The organism is Kitasatospora azatica KCTC 9699 (assembly GCF_000744785.1).
Classification (GTDB): domain Bacteria; phylum Actinomycetota; class Actinomycetes; order Streptomycetales; family Streptomycetaceae; genus Kitasatospora; species Kitasatospora azatica.
Genome location: NZ_JQMO01000003.1, coordinates 639,492 through 664,845 on the forward strand (window position 1 = coordinate 639,492; position 25,354 = coordinate 664,845).

The window sequence follows — 25,354 nt, forward strand, 5'->3', positions numbered from 1 at the left end:
CAGCGTCCCATGCGGCGGCCCGCTCCGCAGGGCACGGGCGGCGGCGCAGTCGGCCCTGACGTGGTGTGCCCGGGGATACCAGCCCGGTCCCGTAGGCGAGGACCACGGCCCGCACCCGGTCGCGCAGGCCCACCCGAGTAACGCCCGCCGCACCGAGAAGCGCCCGCTGTCCGCTGCCCGCACCGGTGGCCGGATCTGACAGAAACAGGTCATTGCGGCCACCCGGCGGGTGACGGAATCATCGACCACGTGCCCGAATCACACAGCGTCGTCATCATCGCCTTCCCCGGTGTGGAACTCCTGGACGTCACCGGTCCGGCCGAGGTCTTCTCGGTCGCCTCCCGGCTGCTCGGGACCGACCGGCCCGGCTACCGGGTGGAGGTCGCGGCGGCCGAGCTCGGTGCGCTGCGCACCTCCAGTGGGCTCCAACTGGTCGCCGACCGGCGGTTGGCGGAGCTGGACGGGCAGCTGGACACCGTACTGGTCTCGGGCGGGATCGAGTTGACCGGTGAGGGCGAGGGCGCGGCCGTCGAGCCGCTGATCGACGCGACCGTCGTGGCGTGGCTGCGCTCGGCGGCGGCCCGGTCCCAGCGGATCGGGTCGGTCTGCGCCGGCGCGCACCTGCTGGCCGAGGCCGGCCTGCTGGACGGCCTGCCCGCCACCACGCACTGGCTCACCGCCGGGCGACTCGCCGCCGAGTACCCGCGGGTCGCCGTCGACCCGGACCCGATCTTCATCAGGACCGGGCGGGTGTGGACCTGTGCGGGAGTCACCTCGGGGATGGACATGGCCCTGGCCATGGTCGCCGAGGACCACGGCCAGGCGCTGGCCCTGGCCACCGCCCGGATGATGGTGATGTACCTGAAACGCCCCGGCGGGCAGAGCCAGTTCAGTGTGCCGCTGTCCCTGCAGCGGCCTGCGGGCGACCAGATCGACGAGCTGCGGCGGTGGATCGGCGAGCACCTGGCCGAGGACCTGTCGGTCGAGGCACTCGCCGAGCAACTGCACCTGAGTGTGCGGCACTTCTCCCGGCTGTTCCGCCGGCGCACCGGCAGCACGCCCGCCGCCTACATCGAGGCGGTCCGGGTGGAGGCCGCGCGCCGACTGCTGGAGGACACCGAGCAGAGCCTGCCCGAGGTCGCGGCCGCCAGCGGCCTCGGTTCGGTGGAGACGCTGCACCGGGCCTTTCGTCGACGGCTCGTCACCACCCCCGCCGAGTACCGCCGCCGCTTCCGTCACCCCGACCAACGAGGAGAGAGCCATGTCCCTGTCGCCGTTCCCTGACTCACCGCTGGCCCGCGCCGCCGACCAACTGCTGCGCACCGCCTGCCCGCCGACCCTGGTGGGCCACAGCCACCGCACCTACCGCTTCGGCGCCGCGCTGCTCGACGGACAGCGCCGCGCCTTCGACGCGGAGGCCCTGTTCATCGGCGCCGCCCTGCACGACCTGGCCCTGGTCGAGCCGTACGACGACCCCGACACCCCGTTCGAACTGCACGGATCCCGGCTGGCCGAACAGGAGTTGCTGGCCGGCGGGGCCCGGCCCGAGCTGGTCGAACTGGTCCGGGACGCGATCGCCCTGCACCTGGACATCGCCACCGCCGACGACCCCCGGCCCGAGGTGGCGGCCGTCCACCTGGGCGCCGCTGTGGACGTGGTCGGCCTGCGCCTTGACCAGCTGCCGCCCGCCCTGGTCGCCGAGGTGCTCGAGCTCCATCCCCGACAGGGGTTCTCGGCCTATGTCAGCGAGGTCCTGACCGGGCAGGCGAAGGCCAAGCCGGGCTCCAAGATCGCGGCCCTGATCCAGCGGGCGGACTTCCTCCGCCTGGTCGCCGCCGCCCCCTTCCACGACTGACTGCCGAACCGGCTGCCGACCTGACTGCCGACCTGACTGCCGACCTGACTGCCGAACCGACTGCCCACCTCTGGAGATCCCGTGTCCGACACCAAGATCGTCCCCATTCCCGTCCTGGGCAGGCATGCCGTCAACGCCTACCTGCTGCTCGGCCGCCGGCCCGTGATCGTGGACGCGGGCACGCCCGGCAGCGGTCGCCGGATCTACGACCAGGTGGCCCGCCACGGCGTCGACCCCGAGGACATCGCGCTGATCGTGCTCACCCACGGTCACATCGACCACTTCGGCTCCGCGTCCGAGCTGCACCGCCTCACCGGCGCCCCGATCGCCGGCCACACCGCGGACCTCACCGTCTACCGCAGCGGCCGGGCCCGCGAACCGTACCGGCCCACCGGTCCGATGGGGCGGCTGATGAATCGCAGCAGGAGCCTGCACGTCCCGGTCCAGCGGGTCGACCCCGAGGTGGTCGTGACCGGCGAGCTGAGCCTGCTGGACTACGGAGTCGAGGCCCGGATCATCCCCACCCCCGGCCACACCGCCGGCTCCGTCTCCGTCCTCACCGACACCGGAGACCTGGTCGCCGGCGACTTGGTGGCCAACTCCTTCATGGGCCTGATCACCGGCCGGCCCGCCAACCCGCCCTTCCACGACGACCCGCTCGGCAACCTGGCCAGCCTGCGCGCCATGCTCGCCCTGAAGCCGACCAAGCTGCACGTGGGCCACGGCACCCCGCTCGACCCCGACCGGGTCCAGCGCTGGGCGGTCAAGGAGGAACGCCGCCTGCGCGGCCGAGCCGTCGCGGCTCCGGCTTCCGTCTAGGCTTCCGTCTAGGCTTCGGTCGGCGGAAATAGTTCGGAAAAACCTCGCCCGGGTGTCGAAATCGGGAAGCGTGCTTCTACCTGTCAGTGAGAGCGCCCCACCCGAGGGCGTGCGAGTCCGAGGAGCAGGACATGAAGTACATGCTGCTGATGCAGTTCAGCGCGGCGACGGTGGACTTCCCGACGATCGACACCTGGACGCCGGAGGAGATCCAGGCGCACATCGCCTTCATGCGTGACACCAACACCAAGCTGGCCGCCGCCGGGGAGCTGGTCGACGCGCAGGGTCTGGCGATGCCGGAGACGGCGAAGATCGTCCGCTCTCACAGCGGCGGCACGCCCGTGGTCACCGAGGGGCCGTTCCCGGAGACCAAGGAGTGGGTGGCCGGCTGGTGGATCGTCGACTGCGAGCCGTCCGAGCGGGCGGTCGAGATCGCCGCCGCCGTGTCGGCGGCGCCCGGTCCCGGCGGGGCGCCGCTGAACATGCCGATCGAGGTGCGCCAGGTGATGTCGGCGCCGACCGAGGAGCTGTGACCGCTGACTGATCCGGGAGCGCCCGTCGAGGCTGTGCTTGTCGAAGACCTGCTGCGCGAGCTGGCGCCGCAGGTCGTCGGCGTGCTCACCCGGCGGTTCGGCGACTTCACCGCCGCCGAGGACGCCGTCCAGGAGGCGTTGCTGGCGGCCACCGTCCAGTGGCCGCAGGAGGGCGTGCCCGGCAATCCGCGCGGCTGGCTGATCCAGGTCGCCCAGCGCCGGATGACCGAGGAGGTGCGCAGCGAGCAGGCCCGGCGCCGCCGTGAGGACCAGGTGGCCCGGCAGCAGCCGGCGGACCGGCGGGTGGCGCCCGCGGCGGACACCGTGGACGCGGCGGGGCAGGACGACACGCTGACCCTGCTCTTCCTCTGCTGCCACCCGGCGCTCTCGCCGGCTTCGGCCCTCGCCCTCACCCTGCGGTCCGTCGGCGGGCTGACCACGGCCGAGATCGCCCGCGCGTTCCTGGTACCCGAGGCGACCATGGGACAGCGGATCAGCCGGGCCAAGCAGCGCATCAAGGCGTCCGGCGTGCCGTTCCGGATGCCCGGGCCGGACGGCTGGGCGCAGCGGCTCGACGCGGTACTGCACGTCCTCTACCTGATCTTCAACGAGGGCTACGCCAGCAGCGTGGGCGATGACCTGCAACGGGTCGAGCTGACCCGGGAGGCGATCCGGCTGACCCGCGCCGTCCACGCGGCGCTGCCCGAGGACAGCGAGGTCACCGGCCTGCTGGCGCTGATGCTGCTCACCCACGCCCGCAGCCCGGCCCGGACCGGGCCCGGCGGCGAACTGATCCCGCTGGCCGAGCAGGACCGCGGGCGGTGGGACGGCGCGGCCATCGCCGAGGGGATCGCGTTGATCACCGCCGCGCTGCCGGTCGGCCCGGTCGGCCCGTACCAGGTCCAGGCGGCGATCGCCGCCGTCCACGACGAGGCCGCCACCGCCGAGCAGACCGACTGGCCGCAGATCCTCGCCCTCTACGGCGTGCTGGAACGCATCTCGGAGAACCCGGTGGTCTCGCTCAACCGGGTCGTCGCCACCGCCATGGTGCACGGCCCGCAGGCGGGCCTGGCCGCCCTGGACGCCCTCCCGTCGGATCCCCGCCTGACGGGTCATCACCGGGTCACGGTGGTGCGGGCCCATCTGCTGGAGATGGCGGGCGACCGTGCGGGGGCGGCGGAACTGTTCCGCGCGGCCTCCCGGGCCACCGCAAGCCTGCCCGAACGCCACCACCTCGCCATCCGGGCCGCCCGGCTGGCCGACCCCGGGCCCTGACCCGACCTCACCCGCGCCTCGGATTCAGCCTCTGACCAGGCAGAAGGGATGCCCGGCCGGATCGGTGAGGACCCGCCACCGGGCCTCATTCGGCTGCTGCTCCGGCTTGCCCGCGCCCAGCTCCAGCAGCCGGGTCTCGGCCTCGTCCAGGTCCTCGACCTCGAAGTCGAGGTGGATCTGCTGGGGAAGTGTCTGGTCGGGCCACTGTGGAGCCCGGTAGTCGTCCACCCGTTGGAAGCCGATGAAGAGTCCGTCCGCGCGGTTGAGACCGGCGAAGTCGGCGTTCGACTTCGGGTGCGGTTCGAGGCCGGTGGCCTGCTGGTAGAACGCCGCCAGGGCCAGGGGGTCGGCGCAGTCGAGTGTTATCGCGCTCAACCTCATTTGTAGGGACATGCCACCTCCGGGGGCTCGGTTGCCTCGATTGTGACCGATGAGCACATCGGATGACCAGTGATCAGCTGTCCGTCCGCCGCGTAGCGTGATGCGCCGCAGGCGTGCGCCGGAGTGCGCCGTCGGCGCACGCCGGACTGCCCGCTACTCGACCATCTGGCCGACACCAGAACCAAATTGACCATCCGTCACATCTGTATTCCGACGCCACAACGGCCGTGTCATTTCTGGCCGAATCTCGCCCCGTTGGGTCTAGGCTCTGCCAACATCGGAGCGGCACTGGGCCGTTGTTGATCGCCTGGGGGTGCCATGAGCCTGCTCGGCGGGGCTCAGCCGTTCGCGCAGGCGCTGACCGCCCAGGACCGCGAGACGCTGCTGGCCCTCGGCACCACACGGTCCTTCGAGGCGCAGGAGCAGTTGCTGTCGGAGGGGGATCGAACGACCCATGTGCTGCTCATCGAGCGTGGCTGGTCGATGGCGTACACCGCTACCGACCGGGGCGCCACACGGCTCATTCTCGGCCTCCGCGGACCAGGCGAACTGGTCGGCGAGCTTGCCGCATTGGACAATCGCCCGCGCAGCGCCACGGTCCAGGCGGTGGGTCCGGTGGAGGCGCTGGTGATCCCCGCGGACCGGTTCCGCCGCTTCCTGGCGGGCAGCCCGCAGGCCACCGGTCAGGTGATGACCCAGCTCGCCTCCCGGCTGCGCGACGCCGACGCCGAGCGCTCGGCATTGGCCTCGCTCACCGTGCTGCAACGCCTGGCCGGGCGGCTGGCCGAACTCGCCGGGCTGACCGAGCTCACCGGACTGACCGAGCTCACCGAGCTGACCGACTTCAGCAGAACCGACCTCAGCAGGACCGAACTCGTGGGGAGCCGAGCGAAGACCGCCCGGCCGGTGGTCCGGCTGGCCCAGGACGAGTTGGCGGCCTCCGTCGGCGCCACCCGGGAGGCGGTGGCCAAGGCCCTGCGACTGCTGCGCGAACAGCAAGTGGTGCGCACCGGGAACCGCGAGGTGGAGATCCTCGATCCCGGCTTACTGGCCCTGCTCGCCCAGGGCGCCGACGGGCGCGGCGGCGGCCGCGCCCGGACCTAGCCAGGGCCGAGGCAGCGCTGCGCGGCCGGATGTAAACGGTCACAGACACCCGGCGCCCGGCGGCGAATGCTGGCCGTGCGCCACCAGCAGAGGACCACCCGGTCAGCCGGGCGACAGACACCGTGGGGGTGAACATGCACGACGAAGCAGTCGACGCGGTCTACGAGTTGGTGATCAGCGTGGACGTCCGGCGGTCCAGCGACTACGACGACCGCGGCAAGACACGGATGCGCGAGCAGCTCTACGGCATCCTCGGCCAGGCCTTCGCCGCCGCCGGGGTGCCGGACAGCTCCGTCCACCGCGAGGACCGCGGTGATGGCGTCCTGGCCGCGATCGCCGGCTCGGTACCGCCAGCGCGACTGCTCGGGGTCTGGCTCACCGAGGTGCACGAGAACCTCCGACGGGAGAACCCCGCGCTGCTGGCGCCCTTGGGCCTGCGGATCGGCCTGCACATCGGGCCGGTGACGCACGACGCCGTCGGGATCAGCGGCGCCGCCGTGGACCTCGCCTGCCGGCTCGCCGACGCCCAGCAGGCCCGGGAGCTGCTCGACCAGGAGCAGGCCGACCTGGTGGTGGTCGCCTCCGACCGGCTGTACCACGAGGTGATCACCCAGGGTGGCCGGTTCATCGAGCCCGAGCACTACGCGCCGGCCCAGGTCCGGGTGAAGGAAACCGAGACGGCGGCCTGGTTCCTGCTGCCCGGGCGACCGCGGCCCTCGGGCGTGCCCGGCGCGCAACCCGGCGCCCGAGCGGCGGCGCAACCCGGCCTGACGGCGCAGCCGGGCATGACCGTGCACGGCGACATGTCGGTGCACCACGACAACACCTACCGCGGGCCCGTCCACATCGGTCGGAAGGGTCAGGATGCCTGAGCAGCTCGACCAGCCCAAGGTCGTCGACCTCCCGAAGGACCCCAAGGACCTCAAGGAACCGAAGGGGTCGAAGGACCCCAAGGAACCGGGCGCCGAGAAGGAGCCGAAGAAGGACCTCCAGGAGGAGCACCAGGAGAGCGAGAAGGAGGCGAAGGACGAGAGCAAGGAGGAGAAGGAGAAGGAGAAGGAGAGCGAGCAGGAGAAGGCCGCCGGCCGGTTCCGCGAGCTCGGCCGCGACCCGCTGCTCGACGACCCCGACGAGAACGGCGCCACCGACCTGGCCGCCGCCTCCCGCGCCCACCGCTCGGCCCGCGCCTCCCTCGGTGTCGGCCGCGACCTGCACGCCTTCGACCGCTCGGTCTTCCACTCGGCCCACATCGGCGACGTCCACCTCAGCCTGGACGCCCGCCAGTCGGCCGCCGCGCTCTCCAGCGGCCCGGTCCCCGAGCCGGAGCTGCGCCGGGTCCGCCGGGTGTACCGCGAGCCCGAGGGCTATGTCCGGCTGCGCCAGGCGTTGCGGCTGCACCGGGTGCTGGTCCTCGGCGGCGCCCCCGGCACCGGCCGGACCTGCACCGCGCTGGCCCTGCTGGACGAGATGACAACCCGTCAGGAGGACGACTCCGAGCGGGTGCTGCGGGTCGACCAGAGCCTCGACGTGCCCACGCTGACCGAGACGATCACCGCCCAGCAGGACCGGCCCCACCGCGGCCACCTGCTGGAACTGACCGCTCAGTCCCCCAAGGAGCTGCAGCTCGACGCACTCGCAGCCGCCCTGACGAAGACCCAGTCCTATGCGGTACTGGTGGTCTCGGCCGCAAGTTCGCTGCTCTCCGGTCGCTACGGCCTGCTCTGCCCGCCGGCCCCGACCGAGCAGCTGCTCCGGGCCCGGCTGGAGGTGCTCCTCGCCGAGCGGCCCGAACTGGCCGATCAGGCCGAGGCGCTGGCCCAGCAGGCGGAGCTGCGCGAGGCGGTCGGGCTGGAGGAACTCCGGCCGGTGGAGGCGGAGTTGCTGGCCGACCTGCTGGCCGAGCGACTGCTCGGCCGGATCGGCCAACCGGAGCTGCTGACCGGCTGCCGCAGTCTGGCGCTGCAGCAGGCACGCGAGTGGTTCGCCGGCGCCGACCAGGAGATCACCGAACCGTCCACCGCCGCCGGTGTGCTGCACCCCACCGCCACCCGGATCGCGCTGGCCGTGCTCAACGGCGCCGCGCACAGCACGGTGGCCGAGGCCGCGCACCTGCTCACCTGGGAGCTGGCCGTCACCCGCGACCCGGTCAGTGCGCCGGCCCGCCCGCTCTTCGGCGACGACCCGGTCTCCGACCTCGCGTTCCTGCGCGCGGAGTTGACCGACGGCGAGGTGGAGACGGCCGGCATCGCGACACCCGCCAGGCTGGTCCGCTACCGCGGCCCGGCGCTGCCCGCCGCCGTGCTGACCGAGGTCTGGGACCGCCACCACCCGGCCCGCGCGCCGATCACCCGGTGGCTGCGGATGCTGGCCGACGACCCTCGCCCGCAGCTTTGGATCCGGGCGGCGCTGGCCGCCGGCGAACTGTGCACCCGCGACTTCGCGCACGGCTACGAGGAGTTGGTCCGTCCACTGGCCACCGCGGGCACGCTGCGCCGACGGCTCTTCGCCGCCCTGCTGCTCGACCAGGCCGCCCGCCACTCCAGCCACCGCCAGGTGGTGCACGCGCTGGTCAGGGACTGGGCCGAGAGCGGCTTCGAGCGGCTGCGCTGGACCGCCGCCTGCGCCCTCGGCTACGGCCACGCCGCCGATTCGGTGACGGCCGCGCTCGACACCCTGGGCCGGATCGGCGCCCAGCAGGACAGCGCGCAGCCGGCCGTCGCCACCGTCAACGTGGTCCGCCTGCTGTCCGGCACCGACGATCTCGCCGTGCTGCGCCGGACCGCCGACTGGATCGGCGACCGGCGGCCGGCCTACCAGGACCTCGGCCTGCTCTGCACGGTCAAGGCAGCCGCCACCGAGGTCAGCGAGGTCTGGGACGACGAGGCCGCGCCCGACCTGGCCGAGCTGCAGGACCTGCCGCTGCCGCTGGCCCTGGCCACCGCGCGCCCGGACCGCGCCGTCCCGCTCGCCAACCTGTTCTGGAGCGCGCTCAACACGCCGCGCTCGCACGAGGCGGCCATGGAGGTACTGGAGGCGTGGCTGCGCGCGGCGGCCGAACCGGACAGCCGCCCGGCCGTCCGCGACGGTCTGGCCGCGCTGCTCCCGCTGCTGATCGGCTCGGAGCGCGAACGTCAGCGCCTGGACTGGCTGTTGCGCCGCATGATGAACGACTCCGCCGACCCGCTGCCCAAGGCCCGAGCCCGCGAGCTCTGGCATCTGGCCACCGCGGCCGGCACCCGAACGGACGAACAGCGCGCACGGGCGGCGCGCGGAGGAGAGCGACATGACCGGGGCTGACCGCGACCTCACCCTGCCGGAGCAACTCGCCGGACCCTTCCTGCGCGAGTACCGGCCCACCGGCGGGCTGCCGCTGCCGGCCGCGCAGATCACCTCGGTGGTCTTCTACAGCAAGGGCGGCTACAGCGTGGTCACCGTGCTGGGCACCGAGCACTTCGACAAGCGCTGGGGGGCTCGGCCGACCAGCATCTGCGAGATCGCCGAGGGGACTCATGTCTCCCATCTGGAACTGGAGTTGCCGGCGGCCGAGGTCGCGACCTTCTTCAAGGTCGAGGTCGATGTGCACTGGTCGGTGACCGACTACCTGCTGGTGGTCCGGGAACGGGTCACCGATGTCGCCCAGCGGCTCTCCGCGCCGATCCTGGAGCGCCTGCGGCAGGTCTCCGAGCGCTTCGAGGTCAGGGCCGCGCCGGAGGCCAACCGGGCGGTGGACGCGGAGTGCCGCGGCGGGCGGTGGGACGACCTCGGGCACCATCTGGGGCTACGGGCCCGACTGTTCGTTCGGTTCACCACCGACGAGAAGACCAGCACCCAGGTCGACGGCCGCCGCGACGCCAGCTGGGAGGACGAGCAGCGCCGCCGCGACCACGACCGCGAGGTCGCCGCCGAACGCCGCAGGGTCGAACTGCTGCAGATGCGAATGGCCGCCTTCCGCAGCATGGTCGAGGGCGGCGAGTGGAACCAGATCGCCTTCATGCTCGCCGACAAGCCCGAAGAGGCCCGCGCGTTCATGGAGCTGCTGCGCCAGGAGGCCCGCGAGGACCGGCGCGGACTGCTCGACCACACGCTGCGGCTGATCGAGGACGGGGTCATCCAGTCGCCCGATCTGGAGGACCAGGTAAGGGAGTTGCTCAAGGGCAGCGGCTTCCGGGTGGAGGGCAGCCTGGGCCGGCCGCCGCAGCGCGGCAGCGGCTCGGCACCGGCCGCGCTGCCCACCGGCAAGCCGCACCCGGACCGGCCGTACACGCCGTACACGCCGTCCTGGCTGGACGGCGAACCGGACGAGCCGGGCGGGGCGGGCGGGGCGGGCGGGATCGCCGACCTGGCCGACGACTCCACTGCGCCCCGCGACGCGCCCGGCCCCTCCCGGGCCGCCGGGCAACGGCAGCCGCCGGCTCGGCGCAGCGACGCCTTCGACGACTGGGACGACGACCTGTGACTCCCGATGCCGCCTCGCCCGCCGACGCGGAACAAGACGCACCCACCGGTACCGGTACCGGTACCGACATCGATACCGACACCGACAGCGCCCGGCTGCTCGCCGAACGGCTGCTGGCCACCGTCCGCGAGGACATCGGCCGGGCCGACACCAAGGCCGCCATCCTGCTCTCCACCGCGCTCGCCCTGCCCGCGCTGCTGCTGGGCCGCCCGACCGGCTCCCCCGGTGCGGTCGCGACCGTGTTGCTGGCGGTCGGCGGCGCGCTCTGGGCGGTCGGCACCGGCGCGCTGGTGCGGGCGATCCTGCCGCGTACCGGCACGGTGCGCGGGCGCGGCGACATGACCTACTTCGGCGACCTGCTCACCGCCACCGACCCGAAGTCGCTGACGGCCAGGGTGGTCGAGGCCGGCCGCGACCCGCTGGCCTGGCTGCTGGTCCAGGCCGTGGACGTCAGCACCATCCTGGCCGCCAAGTACCGCTGGATCCGCTGGTCGGTGGCCTGCCTGGCCCCGGGCGCGGCGCTCGCTGCGGCGGGCCTGCTGCTCATCTGAGCCGCGCAGTTCATCCGAGAGATGCTCGACCACTTCCTAGGAGTCGACGTGGGATACCTGGAGCTCCCGCCCGTGCCGGAGCCCGGACGCACAAGATCCTGTCCGGCCGATCCTGCCGACTGCGACACCAGCGGCCGGCGCCGCAGGGCTCGCACCGTTGGGCGCCCGGCTGGGCGTGCCGACGGAGCGTCCTGGTACTGGGCCGTACTCGGGCGCTTCGCCGGTGCGTCCAGCCGGGCCGCGACGGCAGCCGCCGGCGCGCCAAGCCCGGCGACGTCAGCCGCTGGCGCACCAAGCCCGGCGACGTCAGCCGCTGGCGCACCAAGCCGGGCCGCGACGGCAGCCGCCGGCGCGCCAAGCCGGCGTCGCGCGCCCGGCGGGAATTGTCAGACGCCCCCCGAGCCCGTCCGGCCCGGTCTGCGGCGGGCCGCGGCCGTCTGCGCGGCGGTCCTGCTGGCGCTGGGGCCGCTGCCGGGCCGGGCCGCCGCCATGCCGGCGGACGATCCGGCCGCGAGCGCCGCGCCGGCCGCCATCGGGCCGGTCAACTACGCCGTCGTGGTGGACGAGTCGGGCAGCCTCAAGGGTGACGACATGGCGCGGGAGCAGGAGGCCGCGCTGCGGATCGCGCTGGGCGACGTCTCCCCCGCCTCCACCGTGACCGTGCTCGGCTTCGCCAGCGCCAACAACCGCTCGCAGAACGCGGTGGACGAGGTCTGCCCGCCGACCACCCTGGACGCCGCCAGCCGGGACCGACTCGGCAGCTGCGTGGGGCAGTTGCGCAGCCGCAAGCAGGAGGAGGGCTGGGACACCGACTTCCCGACCGCGATCTCGCAGGCGGTTCACCTGCTCGGCTCCGGCACCGATCCGAACACCCCACGGGTGCTCTTCCTGCTGACCGACGGCAAGTTGGACGTCGGCACCAGCGAGGACTCGCCGTACGGCGAGCCGGCGCACCGCACGCAGGCCGCACAGGACGCGCTGGTCCGAGAGCTGGCCGCCGCCGCGGCCGCCAAGGTCCAGGTCTGGCCGATGGGTTTCGGCACCGACATCGACAAGGGCGAGCTGGACCTGATGGCCGCCTCCGGCTACCAGAGCGGCTGCGTGGACCTGCCGGACGCCAAGCCGCGGGCCACCGCCGTACCGAGTTCGGACGCGGTCGGCGCTGCCCTGCAGACCGCCTTCGCCGCCGCCCACTGCCTGCGCGCCACCACCGGCACCAGCGGCCACCCGCCGGTGGACCTGCAGGTGCGGATCTCCCCGCTCGCCACCGTGGGCAGCATCGTGGTGGACAAGGGCGATCCGCAGGTGACGGCCAGCTACTTCGATCCGAACGGCCGTCAGGTCTCCGGCACCGGCGCCTCGAACGGCTCCTCCTTCGAACTCGCGGGCCGGGGGCAGACGGTGGAGTCGCTGCGGATCACCGACCCGGTACCGGGCCTGTGGCGGGTGCACCTGGATGCCCCGAGCGACCACCGCGACAAGCTGGCCACCGTCAGCGTGCTCTGGCACGGCGAGCTGCGCAGCTCGATCACGCTCGAGCCGCCCTCGCCGGCGCCGGGGCAGCAGATGAAGGTGACACTGCGGCTGCAGACCCGTCAGGACTTCGCGATCACCGATCTGCAGGATCTCCAGGAGCTGGGTGTCAGCGCCCAGTTGACCGGTGACGGCTTCGCCCCCGTGCCGGTCGTGCTGGCCGACAACGGCGCCGCACCGGACGACCGCGCCAAGGACGGTGTCTTCACCGGCACGGTGACCGTACCGACCGGCGCCACCGGCCGTTTCCAGGTGGCCGGGACGCTGACCGCCTCCGGCCTGACGGCGGACAACCGTGGCGAAGGCGGCCTGGTGGCCCCGCCGGTGGTCCTGGTCCGGGCCGCCCTGGCGGCGCCGAGCGGCTCGGTGCGCACCTCCGACCGGCTCACCGGCATGCTCTCGCTGCACAACGGCGACAAGGTGGCGCACACGCTCAGCGTGCAGGTCCGCGACGCCGCCGACGGCCTGCTGACCCCCTCCCCCGCCCAGCTGGTCCTGCAACCGGGGGACCTCCCGGCGGTGCCGGTCGACTTCAAGGTCGCCGGGCGTGCCGCCTTCGGCCGTCACCTCGACCACGGCCAAGCCGAGTTGGGTGGAAAGGTGGTGATCGTCGACCGCACCGACGGCGACCGGGTGCTGGTCGACCAGCCGATCTCGCTCTCCGTCACGCCACGCCCCGGTTGGCTGGCCCAGTACCAGTGGTACCTGGTGGTCGGCGGCGCGGTGCTGGTGCTGCTGGCGCTGCTGCTGGTCTCGATGAGCCGGCTCGGCAAGTTCCGCCGGGACGCCGCGGGCCTGCCGCTGCGCCTGCTCGGCGAGGAGGGCCGTGAACTCACCCGGCAGACCGCCAAGTCCGGCCAGCACGGCTGGTTCGAGTTCGACATCGTCGAGCCGCACAGCCCGCACCCGCGGATCGTCCGCCGCTCGCACGGCAGCTACCGGGTGCGGCGCCACCCCGACGGCGGGGCGGTGCTGGAGGGCCGCGACCAGGCGCGGTCGCGGCTGCTGCACGGCAGTCCGGTCGATCTGTCCAACGGGCTGAGCCTGGCGCTGGGCGCCGAGCCGGTCCGCCCGCAGCCGCGCCTGGGCCCCCGTACCCGTCCCATCGTCCCGCCCCCGCATCCGGCCCCCGACGGCGGCAGCACCGGCGACATCGACTACGTCTAGTTGGAGGCTGAACCATGAAGATCTTCCAGCCCATGCTCTTCGTCGGCCTGGGCGGCACCGGCGGCCTGGTCGGTGCCGAGCTCGAACGCCGGCTGCGGGCCGAACTGTGCGGTCCGGACGGCACCGCGCTGGGCCAGCTCGGCGGGCTGCTGCCCTACCAGCTGCCGGACTGCCTGCAGTTCGTCTACGCGGACTTCAGCGAGTCGGACCTGGCCCGGCTGCCGCAGTTCAACGTCGACCCGGCGCTGCGCGCGGCCTACAGCCGCACCTCGCGCGCCACCCACGACCTGCTGCCGAACTTCGACAGCTCGCCCGAGGTCACCCAGATGCTGCGGGCCCGGCTGCGCGAGGAGGTCAGCTCGTGGCTACCGCCGCGCGACGGCGAACCGCGGGTCACCCCGCTGCGGCACGGCGCCGGCCAGCTCCCCACGGTCGGGCGCGCCGGGCTCTTCGGGACCCTGCGCAACGGCCTGGACCCGGTGCTCGAACCGCTGATGCAGGCGATCGACGCGATCGCCCGCTCGGCCGGTGTGCTCAGCCAGTTGGGCGGCGGCCCGCTCTCCGGCTGCGACGTCTTCGTGGCCTTCTCGGTGGCCGGCGGCACCGGCGCCGGGATCTTCCTGGACTACCTCTACCTGATCAACCACGCGTTCCGGGAGAAGCGGCTGGACGGCGTCAAGATCTACCCGCTGGTGGTGATGCCCTCGGCCTTCCCGGCCTCCGGCGGTGGCGGCCGGGAGGCCGAACTCAACTCGGCGCGGGCCCTGGTGGACCTGTTCCGACTGGTGGACGAGCAGAACGCGCCGACCGCCGGCGCCGAGCTCGGCGACCTGGACGAGGACCCGGCGCTGCGGATCCGCTACCCCCGGGTCTCGCCGGTCCGGCTGCGCACCGGCATCCTGCCGACCGCCTTCCTGTTCAGCCGCACCGCCGGCATCCGGCAGGACGACCTGCGCCGTTCGATGGTCTCGCTGGTGATGTCGCTGATCGGCACCGAGCTCGGCGACGGCCGCCAGGGCGCCCGCGGCCGGGCCGACGACGACTACCAGACCTTCGCCGCCAGCTTCATCAACCGCGGTGTGCAGCGGGCAGCGGCGGCGGCTTCCGGGATCGGCCGCCAGGGCGTGTCGACCAGTCTGGTCGCCTCGATGACCGCGCCGATGGACGAGTTGGCCTCGCTGGTCTCGGGGCGGATCCTGCGCGCCTCGGTGGACCAGCTCGGCAACCGCACGCGGCACTCCGCGCAGCCGCTGGACGAGCTGGTCAAGGCGATGTTCGTGGACTCCGGGCTGGAGGAGCTGCTGGAGCGGATGCCGCTGCCGATCGGCGACCCGGACCCGCTGCCGCGCGGCAGCACGGCGATCGAGGCGGCGCTGGCGGCCCGGCTCGGCGACATGCAGACCCAACTGTCCGACCTGCGCTACCGGACCGCGCTGCGGGCCGCCGAGCTGGCCGGCTCGTTCAACCCGCGCCGGGCGATCGAGCGGCTGCTGCAGAACGGCGACCCGTTCCTGCTCGAACGGGTGGTGCACGGCAACCTGGAGGACGGCGGCCCGCTCGGCCGGCTCGGCTTCCTCGGCCTGCTGGACAACCGGGCCCGGATCCCGGCGCTGCCGACCGGCACCCGCGAGCAGCCGCCGTCCGCGCCGCGGGTCCGCCGCCGGCTGGCCGGACTGGCCAAGGCCCGCTGGGGCGACGACGAGGTGCAGGCGGTGGTGCGGGCCCAGGACGCCTGGTACAAGTGGCGCAGCCGGGTGATCTGGCACGAGGCCTGGAAGGACCAGCAGCAGCGCTGGGAGCCGACCGCCAAGGCCGCCAGCGCGGAGGTGACCCGGCTGGTCTCGGCCTTCCGCCGGCATGCCGATCAGGAGCGCAAGGCCTTCGGCGACCAGTCGCGGGAGCTCTACTCGGACCGTACCGGGGTCTCCTACCTGCTTCCGCCGCAGCGCGATCTGCGGCACTTCTACGAGGATCTGACCACCCGTCTGATCTCCCGGGAGGGGCTGCGGGAGACCGACAACGAGGCCGAGCTGGTGCTGCGGATGGTGGACGGCGCGTCCTGGCAGAAGGCCAACACCCTCAGCCGGCGCAATCCGGACGGCGCGGTCGGCGAGGTGCGGGCGGTGCTGGAGAGCGGCGTCAAGCGGCTCTTCGCGGAGAGCGGCGGGCAGTTGGAGGAGCGCCCGCTGCTTCCCTCGATGGGGGTGCTGCTGTCGGCTGCGGCGGGCAACGCCGAGGCCGAGGAGCAGGTCTCCAAGGAGGCCCGTGAGCTGTTCGCCCGCAAGCTGGCCGGCCTGCTGCCGGCCGGCTTCACTCCCGAGGGCACCGGGCCGTTGAAGGCGCTGATCGTCTATCCGCGGGTGCAGAACACCGAGGAGGTCGAGTCCTTCCTGCGCAAGGAGCTGCGGCTGCCCAACGACTCGCAGCTGACCGTGGAGTTCCGCGGGGTGGAGACCGAGTCGATCACCGTGGTGCTGTTCCGCAGCGAGATGAGCCTGACCCAGGTGCCGGAGGCCCGCCGGGTGCTGCGCCAGTGGGCCAAGGCCAAGGAGGCGGAGCAGACCGAGGACGTGCTGCGCTGGCGCCAGCGGCTCGGCTACCGGGACGACTGGCTGGTCAGCACCGAGGCGGACCGGCGGGTGATCCTGCACCGGCTGCTCTGCGCGCTGTGGAACGGGCAGTTGGACGTGCTGGAGGGCAGCGACCAGTCGCCGGAGCGGATCCGGATCCGGCTCTTCGCCGAGCAGGGCCCGGACGTGCCGGGGGTGCGGCTGCGGCTCGGCGACTACCCGGACGGCATCTCCACCTGGGCCGAGCTGCTGCGGGTCTACGAGCGGTGGACGGTGCTGGACGACGAGCAGACGGTGGAGGACTACTGCCGCCGGTTGATGAGCACCCAGCCGGTGGGCCTGGCCCGCTCGGGCAGCAGGCCGCACCCGCTCTTCGTCAAGCTGGTGGAGGAGGTCGCGCCCGAGCAGCTGCGGATGCTGCAGGAGCGGCGGCGGCGCGACGGCGACCGGATCGAGGGGTGGGTGCGGCCGCTCTGGCAGTTCTGGGCGGAGACGCTGCCGGCCGCGCTCGACATCCCGTTCGCCGACCGGCGGGCCGCCCAACCCACGTTGCGCACCCTGCTGGCAGCGATCAGCACCGGCGAGCTGCTGCCGCGCGGCGCCGAGGAGCCGGCGGAGCCGCCGGCCGCCCGGCCCGCCGCCGCGCGCGAGGACGACTGGGGCACCAGCCGGCTGGGCGAGTCGCGCAGCGAGCCCGACGAGTGGGACGAGCCGCTGCGCAAGGAGCCCCGGCAGCCCCGGGAATCCCGCAACCCGGTCGCCGAGCGCAGCTACCCGGACTGGTTGGACGACGACCCCGAGCCCGACCGCGGCATACGGGACGAGCACGACCGTCGGGACCGCGACCACCACGACGACCGTGACCGCGACCGCAACGACAGCAACGACCACGACGACTGGGACGGTGACCCCCAGTGACGACCAGTCAGCAGTCCGCTTCCCCCGTCCTCCACTTCGACCTGCGCACCGACGACAGCTGGCACCCGGCCGACTCCGCCGGCCTGCGCCAGGCGGTCGGCGAGCAGCTGCACCGGCTGGCCCTGCGCGCCATTCCGGACGGTGCCGAGCACCGTTTCCTGGTGGTCGACACCCCCGCCGGCCTGACCCGGCGTCAGGAGCGCTACGAGCAGTTGCTCGGCTTCCGCACCGGCGGCCCGGTCCGGATGCTCTGCCTGCTGGTCGGCGGCCTGCCCGCCGTCGGCCCCGGCTCCAGCGAGCTCTACGCGTCCGAACGCCGGCTGGTCCGCCCGGACAGCCTGCGCCCCCCGCACGCCGGACTGCTCTGGGTCGGCGACCTGTGCGCGGCGCCGCCCGGACAGCGGTCGGCGCCCGACGACCCGCACGCGCTGGCCGTCCTGGTGGACCTGCTGCGGGCCCCCGAACTGTTCGACCAGACCCTGGAGCTGCTGGACGGGCAGGTCAAGGGGGTGGCCGTCCCGGCGCTGCGGGTGCTGGAGCAGGATCTCGCCCCGCAGGCGCTCGCCCAGGCCTGGAGCGAGGCACTGCTGCGCTTCGCCGGCAGTCACCAGGCCGGCCTGTCCGGTCCGGCCGCCCGGACGGGGGAGCCGCCGCTGCTCGGCGAGTTGCGCTCGGGCGGTGCGAACCGGCGCAGCGGCACCGGCCACCTCGAGCCGACCGGTCCGCTCTCCCGGGCCTTCCATGCCGGTGCGGAGGCGCTCGCCGACGCGGAGCTCGAACTCGACCGGTTCAGCCGGGCGCTGGGCCTGCTCGGCGGCTCGGCGCGGGCCGAGTACGAGGCCGCCATGGCGAGGGCCGAGAACGCACTCGACCAGTTGCACGAATACGCGGAGCAGGCGCTGCGGGTGGATGCCGGGCCGGACGCGGCCCGCTCCGGCGCCGCGCAGCTCAGCCGGCTGGCCCAACTGGGCCTGCGGGTGGAGCCGATGACGGCGACCAAGGAGCGGATCGGCGAGGCCCTGCGCGGCTACGCGGTGAGCCTGCTGGGCGAGGGCATGGCGCTGCGCGAGGCGGCCGATCACTTCGCCCGGCTCGCCGAGCAGGTGACGCCGCTGCCGTCGGGCCGGCTGTTGCCGACTTTTGCCGGACTCCGGCCGGCCCGGTCGCTGGCCCGCCGCCACCCGCCGTTCGCCGAGCCCAGCCCCGGAACCACAACACTGGCAGGCCTCGCCGGCCTGCTCGGCGGCCTGTGGAGCTGGCCCGTGCTGCTGGTCGGCCTGCTGGTCCCGCTGCTGCTGGCGGGCGGCGCCCAGCTGACCGCGGCCCGGCTGCGGGCCAAGGCCGCGAGCCGCCGCGGCGCGCTGCGGCTCGGCCTCGCCGGGCTGCTCGGCGCACTGGTCGGCGCGGCGGTCGGCCTGACCGCGGCGCCACCGCCGCTCCTGGGTGTGCTCGGGCTGATGGTCGGGGCCGGACTGGCGACCGGGCTGCTGCTGTGGCTCTGGCAGCATGCGGTGGCCGACTGGGAGCAGGAGCGGTTCATGGCGCTGCGCGCCGAGATGGCCGGCCTGGACGAACTGCTCCGCGAGGTGGCGGCGGACTACTCGGGGGTCGACAAGCGACAGTACTGCTCGGATGCCGCCCATCGCGTGGTCGGCGTGCTGCGGAAGGCCGCCGAAGCCGCCGAACAGGAGGCGGCGCACGGCGGCGAGCCGCCGGCCGCCGACGCGGCCGGTGACAAGGCCGCCGGCGATCAAACCCAGCCGCCGGACGAGGACTGGGGCTGGGCCGACGAGGAGGAGTGGTCGCCGGAGCCGGTCGAGCCGGAGTCCGCACCGCACCGGGCGGTTCCGGCCGCATCGGGGCGGCCGCAGCAGCAGCCCGCGCCGGCCGACCCGCAGTGGCTGGTCCGGGACGGCAGCGAGGGCGGCCCGGACCTGGTGGCGACCCTGGCCGGCGACCTGGCCGACGCCGCGATCGCCGCGTTGGAGCCGTACTGGCGCGCCATGGCAAGCGGTCAGACCGGGTCGGCGGCCGAGCGGCAGACTGACGCCCGGGTCCGCGAACTGCTCGCACTGGCCCGGGAACACCTGCGGCGCAACGGCGTGCTGCCGGCCCCGCCGTTCGCCCAGGCGCACCGCAGGCGCAGTGGCCCGACCGGCCTGCTGGGCATCGACACCCGCCAGGTGGCCGACGCGGTTGGCCCGTTCGCCGACCGGCAGGACGTCGTGCCGCTCACCTCGGACGAACAGCAGAAGCTGCTCCGGGGCGATCGGACCGCGATCCGCTGGATCCACTTCGCTCCGGCGGCGCTGCGCAGCGCGATCCGCCAGGCCGCCGGGACCGACGGCATGGTGGACGGGTTCGAGGTGTGGACCACCTCAGGCCGCTACGCCGGCCTGCTCAGTCTGGCCCCGCTGCACAGCAACGCGGTGGAGACGGTCCGTCAGCACGAGCGTGGCGACGACCCGGAAGAGGGGTACGAGACGTGGTGACCGCCACCGTGGAGTTGGCCTTCCGCACCCCGGACGGCCGACGACAGCGGGTGAAGGCCGGGCTTCGGCCACAACCAGTTTCCGAGCCGAGCCAGTTGACCAGTCGGCGGGCGGTGCTGCTGGACCAGGCCGGGTGGTGCCTGCAGGTCCGGGCGGTCACCGACCGTCCGGCGGCACTGGACCTGCTGGCGGCCCAGGTGGCCGCCGCGCTGCGGGTGCACCACGCCTTCGCGGGCTCGGAGGCCGCCGCACTCTTCCCCGACCTGATCGGCTACGACCTCGACGCGGCCGAGCCCTTCGCCCTCTACCAGCCACCGCGCGGCAAGCAGGTGGCCGGGCGCAGCGGCTGGTCCAGCACCGAACTGCGGATTGTCGGGCGGGACCTGGTCCGCTCGGTGCAGCTGCTGGAGACCCTCGACCTGGTGCACCAGGGGATCAATCCCGGCACCGTCCGCTGGGACGGGCGGACCGTGCAGCTCTGGGGCCTGGACACCGTCACGCACCTGGGACGGCCGCGCCGCTCGGACGGCAAACCGCCTTACGTCTCGCCGGAGTTGCGCCGCGGCGAGGGCACCGCCGATCCGCGCGACGCGCTGTGGAGCTGTGCCCAGGTGATGTACCACCTGCTGACCAACCGGCACGGCGATCCGGACCGCCCGCCGGCCGACCTGGCCGAGTACCGCTCGCTGCAGCAGACCCTCGGCCCGGCCTTCGCGGCCCGGGCGGCCGAGCGCCCGTCCCCGGCCGAGCTCCTCCGCCGACTCGACCCGGTGGCGCCGACGGCCGGCCGCAGCAGTGAGGAACTGGCCCCGGACCGCGCCGAGTTCGACCGCGTGCTGGCGCTGAAGCGGGCTGCGCCGAGCACCCCGCCCGCCGCTCCCGAACAGGGCTCGGTGCGCTGCCCGTACTGCCTGGAGCCGATCTGGTTCGACCCCGACGCGCTCTTCAGCACCGACGAGCGGCAGAACCTGGTGCCGCTGGACCTGTCGGCGCTGACCAACGAGCTGCGCCGCCCCGATCAGCTCAACACCGCCTTCCAGCGCTGCCATGGCGATCCCGGCTTCCCCGAGCACCACATCCCGGTGCCCTACCTGACCAACGGCCGGCCGCTGACCGTCGCCATGGTCGGCGAGACCAGCTCCGGCAAGAGCCATCTGCTGACCCAGATGATCGCCGAGATCACCGACAACCGCCTGGAGCCGTACGGCGTCCGCTGGCAGCCGGTGAACCGCGAGCAGACCGCGCGCTTCGCCCGTCAGCGGGTGGCGCCGCTGCGCGGCGGGGCGGTGCTCGGCCACACCGGATACGCGGGCAGCCACGCCGAGTTCGTCGAGGCGCTGCTGCTCACCGACGCCCGCGGGCGGACCAGGCCGGTGGCCTTCTTCGACCTCGGCGGCGAGGACCTGACCCGCACCGACGGCCTGTTGAGCTTCCTGCTCGGCGTGGACGCGCTGCTCTTCGTGGTCGACCCGGCCCTCGCGCTGCCCTTCGCCCAACTGGACGAGATCCGCGAGGAGACCCGGATCGAGGTCCAGCGGGCCGGCGACGTGACCTTCGCCACCGTCCTCAACCGCCTTCCCAGACCGGGAAGTTACCTGGACGTGCCGGCGGCCGTGGTGCTGGCCAAGGCCGACCTGCTGCGCCTGGAGCCGCCGGTGGACCGCTGGTTGGACGCACCCCCACAGGCCCCACTGGACCTGGACCGCCTGCGCGAGGAGAGCCGCGACGTGTACGCCCTGCTGCACCGCCACGCCGGGAAGGCCTGGCTGCGCCCCTTCGACACGCTGCTCAGGTGCACCCTGCACATCGCCTCGGCCACCGGCGGCCGCCAGCAGGACGGCCGCTACCCGCGCCAGGTGCGGGCCCAGCGGGTGCTGGAGCCGCTGATCTCGGTGCTGGCCATGCACGGCATGATCCAGCCGGCCGGCGGCGCCTCGGCCGCGGAGGTGGGCAGGTGACCGGCACCGACGGGACCGACGCGGTCGACCAGCTGGTGGTCCGCTGGCAGGGCGGTCGGCGCGGCGAGGGCAAGGGGCTGACCGTGGCCGCCTCCTCCGCCCCGGCCGAGTGGTCGGACTGGCTGCTGCAGGAGCTGGCACCGCTGCTGCGGGTGGAGGGCGGCGAACCACGGCCCAGCCTGGTGCGCACCATCACCAGCCAGGGCGAGGTCGCGCTGGTGCAGCGCTGGCCCACCGTGGACCACAACGGGCGACCCAACACGGCCAGCCACGTCCTGGTCGGCTCGCTCAGGTCGCTGCCGGTGCAGCGCTGCCTGCTGCTGCGCGACTGGTCGTGGTCCACCAAGGCGTTCGCCGAGGAGCAGAGCGGCCCGCTGCACCGGGTGGACCGGGGTGAGCTGGGTGAAGTGGCCGGCAGCGGCAGCCCGACCTTCGCCGCCACCGCGGCCGCCGTCCCCGCCGTGGCGCAGGCGCTGGCCGCCGCCACGGCGGAACTGCTCCGAGCACCGCAGCAGCGGCTCTCGCTGCTGAGCGGCGCGCTGCCGGCCGGGCCGGAGGCGCACCCCGCCGCGCTGCTGCTCTTCGGCCTGCACGGGATCTTCGGCGCCCGCTGGCTGCGCCGGCACTGGACCTTCGCCACCTACGACACGGTGGACACCCACCCGCTGCTGCTCACCGCGGTGGCCGAGTGGTTGCGGCCGTCCAGCCCGGACGAGCAGCTCTCCCGGGTGGACCCGGCCCGTCCGGTGCGCGACCGCGCCCAGGAACTGGCCGACCAGCTGGTGCAGCGCTACCTGGCCGACCCGCACCACTCGGCCGGACTGCCGGAGCTGCTCGGCGACTTCCGGGACGGGGCCGGGCTCCCGCGGTTCGAGCGGTTGGAGCAGCTCTCCCGACTCCTGGACGCGCCGCGCCGCCGCCCGCAGGAACCGGAGCCCGACTCGGTGTACCAGGGCTACCCGCCGCCGCAGTGGCCGCCGAGCTGGGCCGTGCCCACCCGATCCGAAGAGCTGACCGACCGTCAGCTCCTGAACCAGTTACGGGATTCCGGGGACAACTGGGAGGCCGCCCGGCTGCCGCTGCGGCGGTTCCACACCCGCGCCGAGCTCAGCCCCGAGCTGCGCAGCGAGGTCTGCGCGCAGGTGTTGGCGCAGAAGCTCTACCTGTACTCCTCGGCGCCCGACCATGCAGTCCCGGACCACGCGCTCCCGGACCATGCAGCGCCGGACCAGTCGGTGCCGGACCAGTCGGTGCCGGACCAGGAGCTGGACGAACGGCTGGTGGAGCGCGCTGCCCAGCTCTTCCAGTGGGCGGTGGCCCCCGAGGTCCGCAATCCGGTGCACCGGGAGGCGCTCGGCGGGCTGCTGCGGCTGCTGGCGCTGAGCAGCACTCCGCTGGACCGCAAGCTGCTGCGCCTGGCGGTGCTGGCCACGCCGGACGGCGTCCCCGCACCCGATCTGCCGCCGGACCTCTGGCAGCAGCTCTTCCAGGACCTGGCCCGGCCGGCCACCCCGGCCCGGCCCGAGCCCCACCGACCGGAGCCGCACCGACCCGATCCCAACTGGCCCGAGCCCCAGCGGCCTGCAGTCCCCGCCCCCGAGGCCACGCCCTCACCCGCACCCGCCCTCGAACCGACCGTCAGCTACCCGGCCCCGCCCACCCACACCCCGCGATCGCCGGCCGGCCAGGAGCAGCGCCCGCCCGCCCAACCCCCGCCGCAGCCGCAGCCCCACCCACAGCTGCCACCCAGGAACCACACCCCGGCCGTCGTGATAGTCACCGGGCTCACCCTCTTCGTCCTCCTGGTTCTGCTCCTCCTGGCCCTCTGACCCGCTGCCCCTGCGGCCCCCGCGCTCCGCCGGCGGTACTCCGAGCGGCCCAGCACCCGGTTGCGGCACCCGCCCGCCCCGCCGAGCCTGGCGGGGACGTGCCACCACCAGTGCAGGGAGCAGCCATGCCCAAGATCGCCAGCTACCGGGAGGGCGTCCCCTGCTGGGTCGACCTGAGCACCGGCGACGTGGAGCGCGCGATGGCGTTCTACCACGCCTTGTTCGGCTGGGAGTTCACCGACACCGGCGAGGAGGGCGGCCACTACCGGCTGGCCACGCTGCGCGGCACCCGGGTGGCCGGGATCACCCCGCAGCCGCCGGGCTCCCCGGTCCAGTGGGGCACCTACCTGGCCTCGGACGATGTGGACGCCACCGCCGCGCGGATCCGGGACGCGGGCGGGCAGCTGCTGGTGGAGCCGCTGGACGTGCTGAGCTACGGCCGGATGGCGGTGGCCAAGGATCCGGCGGGGGCCGTCTTCGGGCTCTGGCAGGGTCTGGAGCACGGCGGTTCGGGGGTAGCCAACGAGCCCGGTTCGTTCACCTGGAACGAGAACCTCTCCAACGACCCGCGTACCGCCCGCAACTTCTACCACCAGGTCTTCGGCTACCAGTACGACGAGATCCCGGGCATGAACTACACCGTCATCAAGGTCCACGGCAGCCCGGCCGGCGGGATCGGCGAGTTGCCGTCGATGGTCCCGCAGGGCTCGGACTCGTTCTGGAGCGCCTACTTCGCGGTCACCGACACCGACATGGCCGCCGCCCGGGTGGTCGAGCTGGGCGGCGAGGTGCTGGTGCCGCCCACCGACTCCCCCTACGGGCGGATGGCGGTCGTCCGGGACGACGCCGGTGCGTTCTTCTGCATCATCTCCACGACCTGACCTGACCGACGCCGTGCCCCGTCCGGGCGCGACGACGGATCCGCCGCAGCCGTCGCCTTCACCGCGACCGAGCGGAAGCCGGGTTTCCGAGGGCTGGCCGGGCGCGGTAAACTCGCCCAGATTGGTCTAGACCTCTATATACATGCTCTCGGACGGTGGGTCAAGATGGAGATTGTGATCGTTCCCGACGCCGCTGCGGGCGGTGAGCTGATCGCCACGGCGATAGCGGACCTGCTCACCCGCAAGCCCGACGCGCTGCTCGGCGTGGCCACCGGGTCGACGCCGCTGCCGATCTACCGGGCACTGGCCGCCCGGGTGCAGGCGGGGACGCTGGATGTCTCGCGGGCGCGGGTCTGCCAGCTGGACGAGTACGTGGGCCTGCCCAAGGGGCACCCGGAGTCGTACCGTTCGGTGGTGCTGCGCGAGGTGCTGGAGCCGCTCGGCATCGGCGAGGCCGCCTTCATCGGCCCCGACGGCTCGGCCGCCGACATCGCTGCCGCCGCCCAGGCCTACGACCAGGAGCTGGCCGCCGCCGGCGGGGTCGACCTGCAGCTGCTGGGCATCGGCACCGACGGCCACATCGGCTTCAACGAGCCCTGCTCCTCGCTCGCCTCGCGGACCCGGATCAAGACCCTCACCGAGCAGACCCGGGTGGACAACGCCCGCTTCTTCGACAGCCTGGACGAGGTCCCGCACCACGTCATCACCCAGGGCATCGGCACCATCCTGGAGGCCCGTCACCTGGTACTGCTGGCCACCGGCGAGGCCAAGGCGGAGGCCGTCGCGCAGGCCGTCGAGGGCCCGCTGTCGGCGCTGGTCCCGGCCTCGGCGCTGCAGCTGCACCCGCACGCCACCGTGGTGGTGGACGAGGCTGCCGCCGCCCACCTCAAGCTGGCGGACTACTTCCGCGCCACCTACGCGGCCAAGCCGGACTGGCAGTCGATCTGACGCACCGCCGCGGCCCGGGCGGCCAACCGCCCGGGCCGGGACGCTCCGGTCCTCAGGCCGTCCGGGTCAGGCCATCGGGGTCAG

18 protein-coding genes are annotated in these 25,354 nt (G+C 73.7%); 17 read left to right on the top strand and 1 reads right to left on the bottom strand.

Going from position 1 to position 25,354, the window contains the following annotated elements:
- The first annotated feature begins 249 nt into the window (after positions 1 to 249).
- The 5 genes from BR98_RS14010 to BR98_RS14030 all read left to right on the top strand — a co-directional run bounded on the left by BR98_RS14010 (position 250) and on the right by BR98_RS14030 (position 4,482).
- Positions 250 to 1,284: a GlxA family transcriptional regulator gene (locus BR98_RS14010; protein WP_051969750.1), complete on the top strand. Its 1,035-nt coding sequence runs from the start codon at positions 250 to 252 to the stop codon at positions 1,282 to 1,284.
- Complete coding sequence (locus BR98_RS14015; protein ID WP_035844844.1) at positions 1,262 to 1,855, top strand: HD domain-containing protein; 594 nt, start codon at positions 1,262 to 1,264, stop codon at positions 1,853 to 1,855. The genes BR98_RS14010 and BR98_RS14015 overlap by 23 nt, the downstream gene beginning before the upstream one ends.
- An 81-nt stretch (positions 1,856 to 1,936) precedes the next feature.
- The gene (locus BR98_RS14020; protein ID WP_051969751.1) at positions 1,937 to 2,674 is read left to right on the top strand and encodes an MBL fold metallo-hydrolase; all 738 of its coding nucleotides are present in this window, start codon (positions 1,937 to 1,939) and stop codon (positions 2,672 to 2,674) included.
- Positions 2,675 to 2,805: 131 nt separating this feature from the next.
- Entirely contained in the window at positions 2,806 to 3,207 is a 402-nt protein-coding gene (locus BR98_RS14025) for a YciI family protein (RefSeq protein WP_035844846.1), read from the top strand.
- Positions 3,208 to 3,240: 33 nt separating this feature from the next.
- Positions 3,241 to 4,482, top strand: coding sequence for an RNA polymerase sigma factor (locus BR98_RS14030; RefSeq protein ID WP_035844847.1), 1,242 nt, complete (start codon positions 3,241 to 3,243; stop codon positions 4,480 to 4,482).
- Between the two features lie 24 nt (positions 4,483 to 4,506).
- Here BR98_RS14030 and BR98_RS14035 read toward each other — a convergent pair whose 3' ends face one another.
- Complete coding sequence (locus BR98_RS14035) at positions 4,507 to 4,875, bottom strand: VOC family protein (RefSeq protein ID WP_035844848.1); 369 nt, start codon at positions 4,873 to 4,875, stop codon at positions 4,507 to 4,509.
- Positions 4,876 to 5,181: 306 nt separating this feature from the next.
- Between BR98_RS14035 and BR98_RS14040 the strand changes: the two genes are divergently transcribed.
- The 12 genes from BR98_RS14040 (at position 5,182) to nagB (ending at position 25,270) form a co-directional block, all read left to right on the top strand.
- Positions 5,182 to 5,967 (top strand): Crp/Fnr family transcriptional regulator, encoded by a 786-nt coding sequence (locus BR98_RS14040; RefSeq protein WP_035844849.1) that lies wholly within the window; start codon positions 5,182 to 5,184, stop codon positions 5,965 to 5,967.
- Positions 5,968 to 6,101: 134 nt separating this feature from the next.
- Complete coding sequence (locus BR98_RS14045) at positions 6,102 to 6,839, top strand: nucleotidyl cyclase domain-containing protein (RefSeq protein WP_035852096.1); 738 nt, start codon at positions 6,102 to 6,104, stop codon at positions 6,837 to 6,839.
- Positions 6,832 to 9,264 (top strand): hypothetical protein, encoded by a 2,433-nt coding sequence (locus BR98_RS14050; RefSeq protein WP_051969752.1) that lies wholly within the window; start codon positions 6,832 to 6,834, stop codon positions 9,262 to 9,264. Before BR98_RS14045 ends, BR98_RS14050 begins: the two co-directional genes overlap by 8 nt.
- Complete coding sequence (locus BR98_RS14055; RefSeq protein ID WP_051969753.1) at positions 9,251 to 10,423, top strand: hypothetical protein; 1,173 nt, start codon at positions 9,251 to 9,253, stop codon at positions 10,421 to 10,423. Before BR98_RS14050 ends, BR98_RS14055 begins: the two co-directional genes overlap by 14 nt.
- The gene (locus BR98_RS14060; RefSeq protein WP_324606670.1) at positions 10,420 to 10,974 is read left to right on the top strand and encodes a Pycsar system effector family protein; all 555 of its coding nucleotides are present in this window, start codon (positions 10,420 to 10,422) and stop codon (positions 10,972 to 10,974) included. The genes BR98_RS14055 and BR98_RS14060 overlap by 4 nt, the downstream gene beginning before the upstream one ends.
- A 489-nt stretch (positions 10,975 to 11,463) precedes the next feature.
- Positions 11,464 to 13,674, top strand: coding sequence for a vWA domain-containing protein (locus BR98_RS14065; protein ID WP_157537755.1), 2,211 nt, complete (start codon positions 11,464 to 11,466; stop codon positions 13,672 to 13,674).
- Positions 13,675 to 13,688: 14 nt separating this feature from the next.
- Positions 13,689 to 17,162 carry a tubulin-like doman-containing protein gene (locus BR98_RS14070; protein ID WP_035844851.1) on the top strand — a complete coding sequence of 1,158 codons (3,474 nt, stop codon included), beginning with the start codon at positions 13,689 to 13,691 and terminating at the stop codon, positions 17,160 to 17,162.
- Positions 17,159 to 19,654, top strand: coding sequence for a hypothetical protein (locus BR98_RS14075; protein ID WP_051969754.1), 2,496 nt, complete (start codon positions 17,159 to 17,161; stop codon positions 19,652 to 19,654). The genes BR98_RS14070 and BR98_RS14075 overlap by 4 nt, the downstream gene beginning before the upstream one ends.
- Positions 19,651 to 21,612 carry a protein kinase family protein gene (locus BR98_RS14080; RefSeq protein WP_157537757.1) on the top strand — a complete coding sequence of 654 codons (1,962 nt, stop codon included), beginning with the start codon at positions 19,651 to 19,653 and terminating at the stop codon, positions 21,610 to 21,612. Before BR98_RS14075 ends, BR98_RS14080 begins: the two co-directional genes overlap by 4 nt.
- Complete coding sequence (locus tag BR98_RS14085) at positions 21,609 to 23,441, top strand: hypothetical protein (protein WP_035844853.1); 1,833 nt, start codon at positions 21,609 to 21,611, stop codon at positions 23,439 to 23,441. Before BR98_RS14080 ends, BR98_RS14085 begins: the two co-directional genes overlap by 4 nt.
- Positions 23,442 to 23,566: 125 nt before the next feature.
- Positions 23,567 to 24,322, top strand: a complete 756-nt coding sequence (locus BR98_RS14090; RefSeq protein ID WP_035844855.1) for a VOC family protein — start codon at positions 23,567 to 23,569, stop codon at positions 24,320 to 24,322.
- Between the two features lie 165 nt (positions 24,323 to 24,487).
- On the top strand, positions 24,488 to 25,270 hold the full coding sequence (gene nagB / locus BR98_RS14095; protein ID WP_035844857.1) for a glucosamine-6-phosphate deaminase: 783 nt from the start codon (positions 24,488 to 24,490) through the stop codon (positions 25,268 to 25,270).
- Positions 25,271 to 25,354 lie beyond the last annotated feature (84 nt).

Bases quoted from the DNA above. Each gene is read 5' to 3' on its own strand.
- BR98_RS14070 (WP_035844851.1), top strand. From the start codon at position 13,689: ATGAAGATCTTCCAGCCCATGCTCTTCGTCGGCCTGGGCGGCACCGGC.
- BR98_RS14050 (WP_051969752.1), top strand. From the start codon at position 6,832: ATGCCTGAGCAGCTCGACCAGCCCAAGGTCGTCGACCTCCCGAAGGAC.
- BR98_RS14065 (WP_157537755.1), top strand. From the start codon at position 11,464: ATGCCGGCGGACGATCCGGCCGCGAGCGCCGCGCCGGCCGCCATCGGG.
- BR98_RS14025 (WP_035844846.1), top strand. From the start codon at position 2,806: ATGAAGTACATGCTGCTGATGCAGTTCAGCGCGGCGACGGTGGACTTC.
- BR98_RS14015 (WP_035844844.1), top strand. From the start codon at position 1,262: ATGTCCCTGTCGCCGTTCCCTGACTCACCGCTGGCCCGCGCCGCCGAC.
- BR98_RS14045 (WP_035852096.1), top strand. From the start codon at position 6,102: ATGCACGACGAAGCAGTCGACGCGGTCTACGAGTTGGTGATCAGCGTG.
- nagB (WP_035844857.1), top strand. From the start codon at position 24,488: ATGGAGATTGTGATCGTTCCCGACGCCGCTGCGGGCGGTGAGCTGATC.
- BR98_RS14090 (WP_035844855.1), top strand. From the start codon at position 23,567: ATGCCCAAGATCGCCAGCTACCGGGAGGGCGTCCCCTGCTGGGTCGAC.
- BR98_RS14035 (WP_035844848.1), bottom strand. From the start codon at position 4,875: ATGTCCCTACAAATGAGGTTGAGCGCGATAACACTCGACTGCGCCGAC.
- BR98_RS14040 (WP_035844849.1), top strand. From the start codon at position 5,182: ATGAGCCTGCTCGGCGGGGCTCAGCCGTTCGCGCAGGCGCTGACCGCC.
- BR98_RS14055 (WP_051969753.1), top strand. From the start codon at position 9,251: ATGACCGGGGCTGACCGCGACCTCACCCTGCCGGAGCAACTCGCCGGA.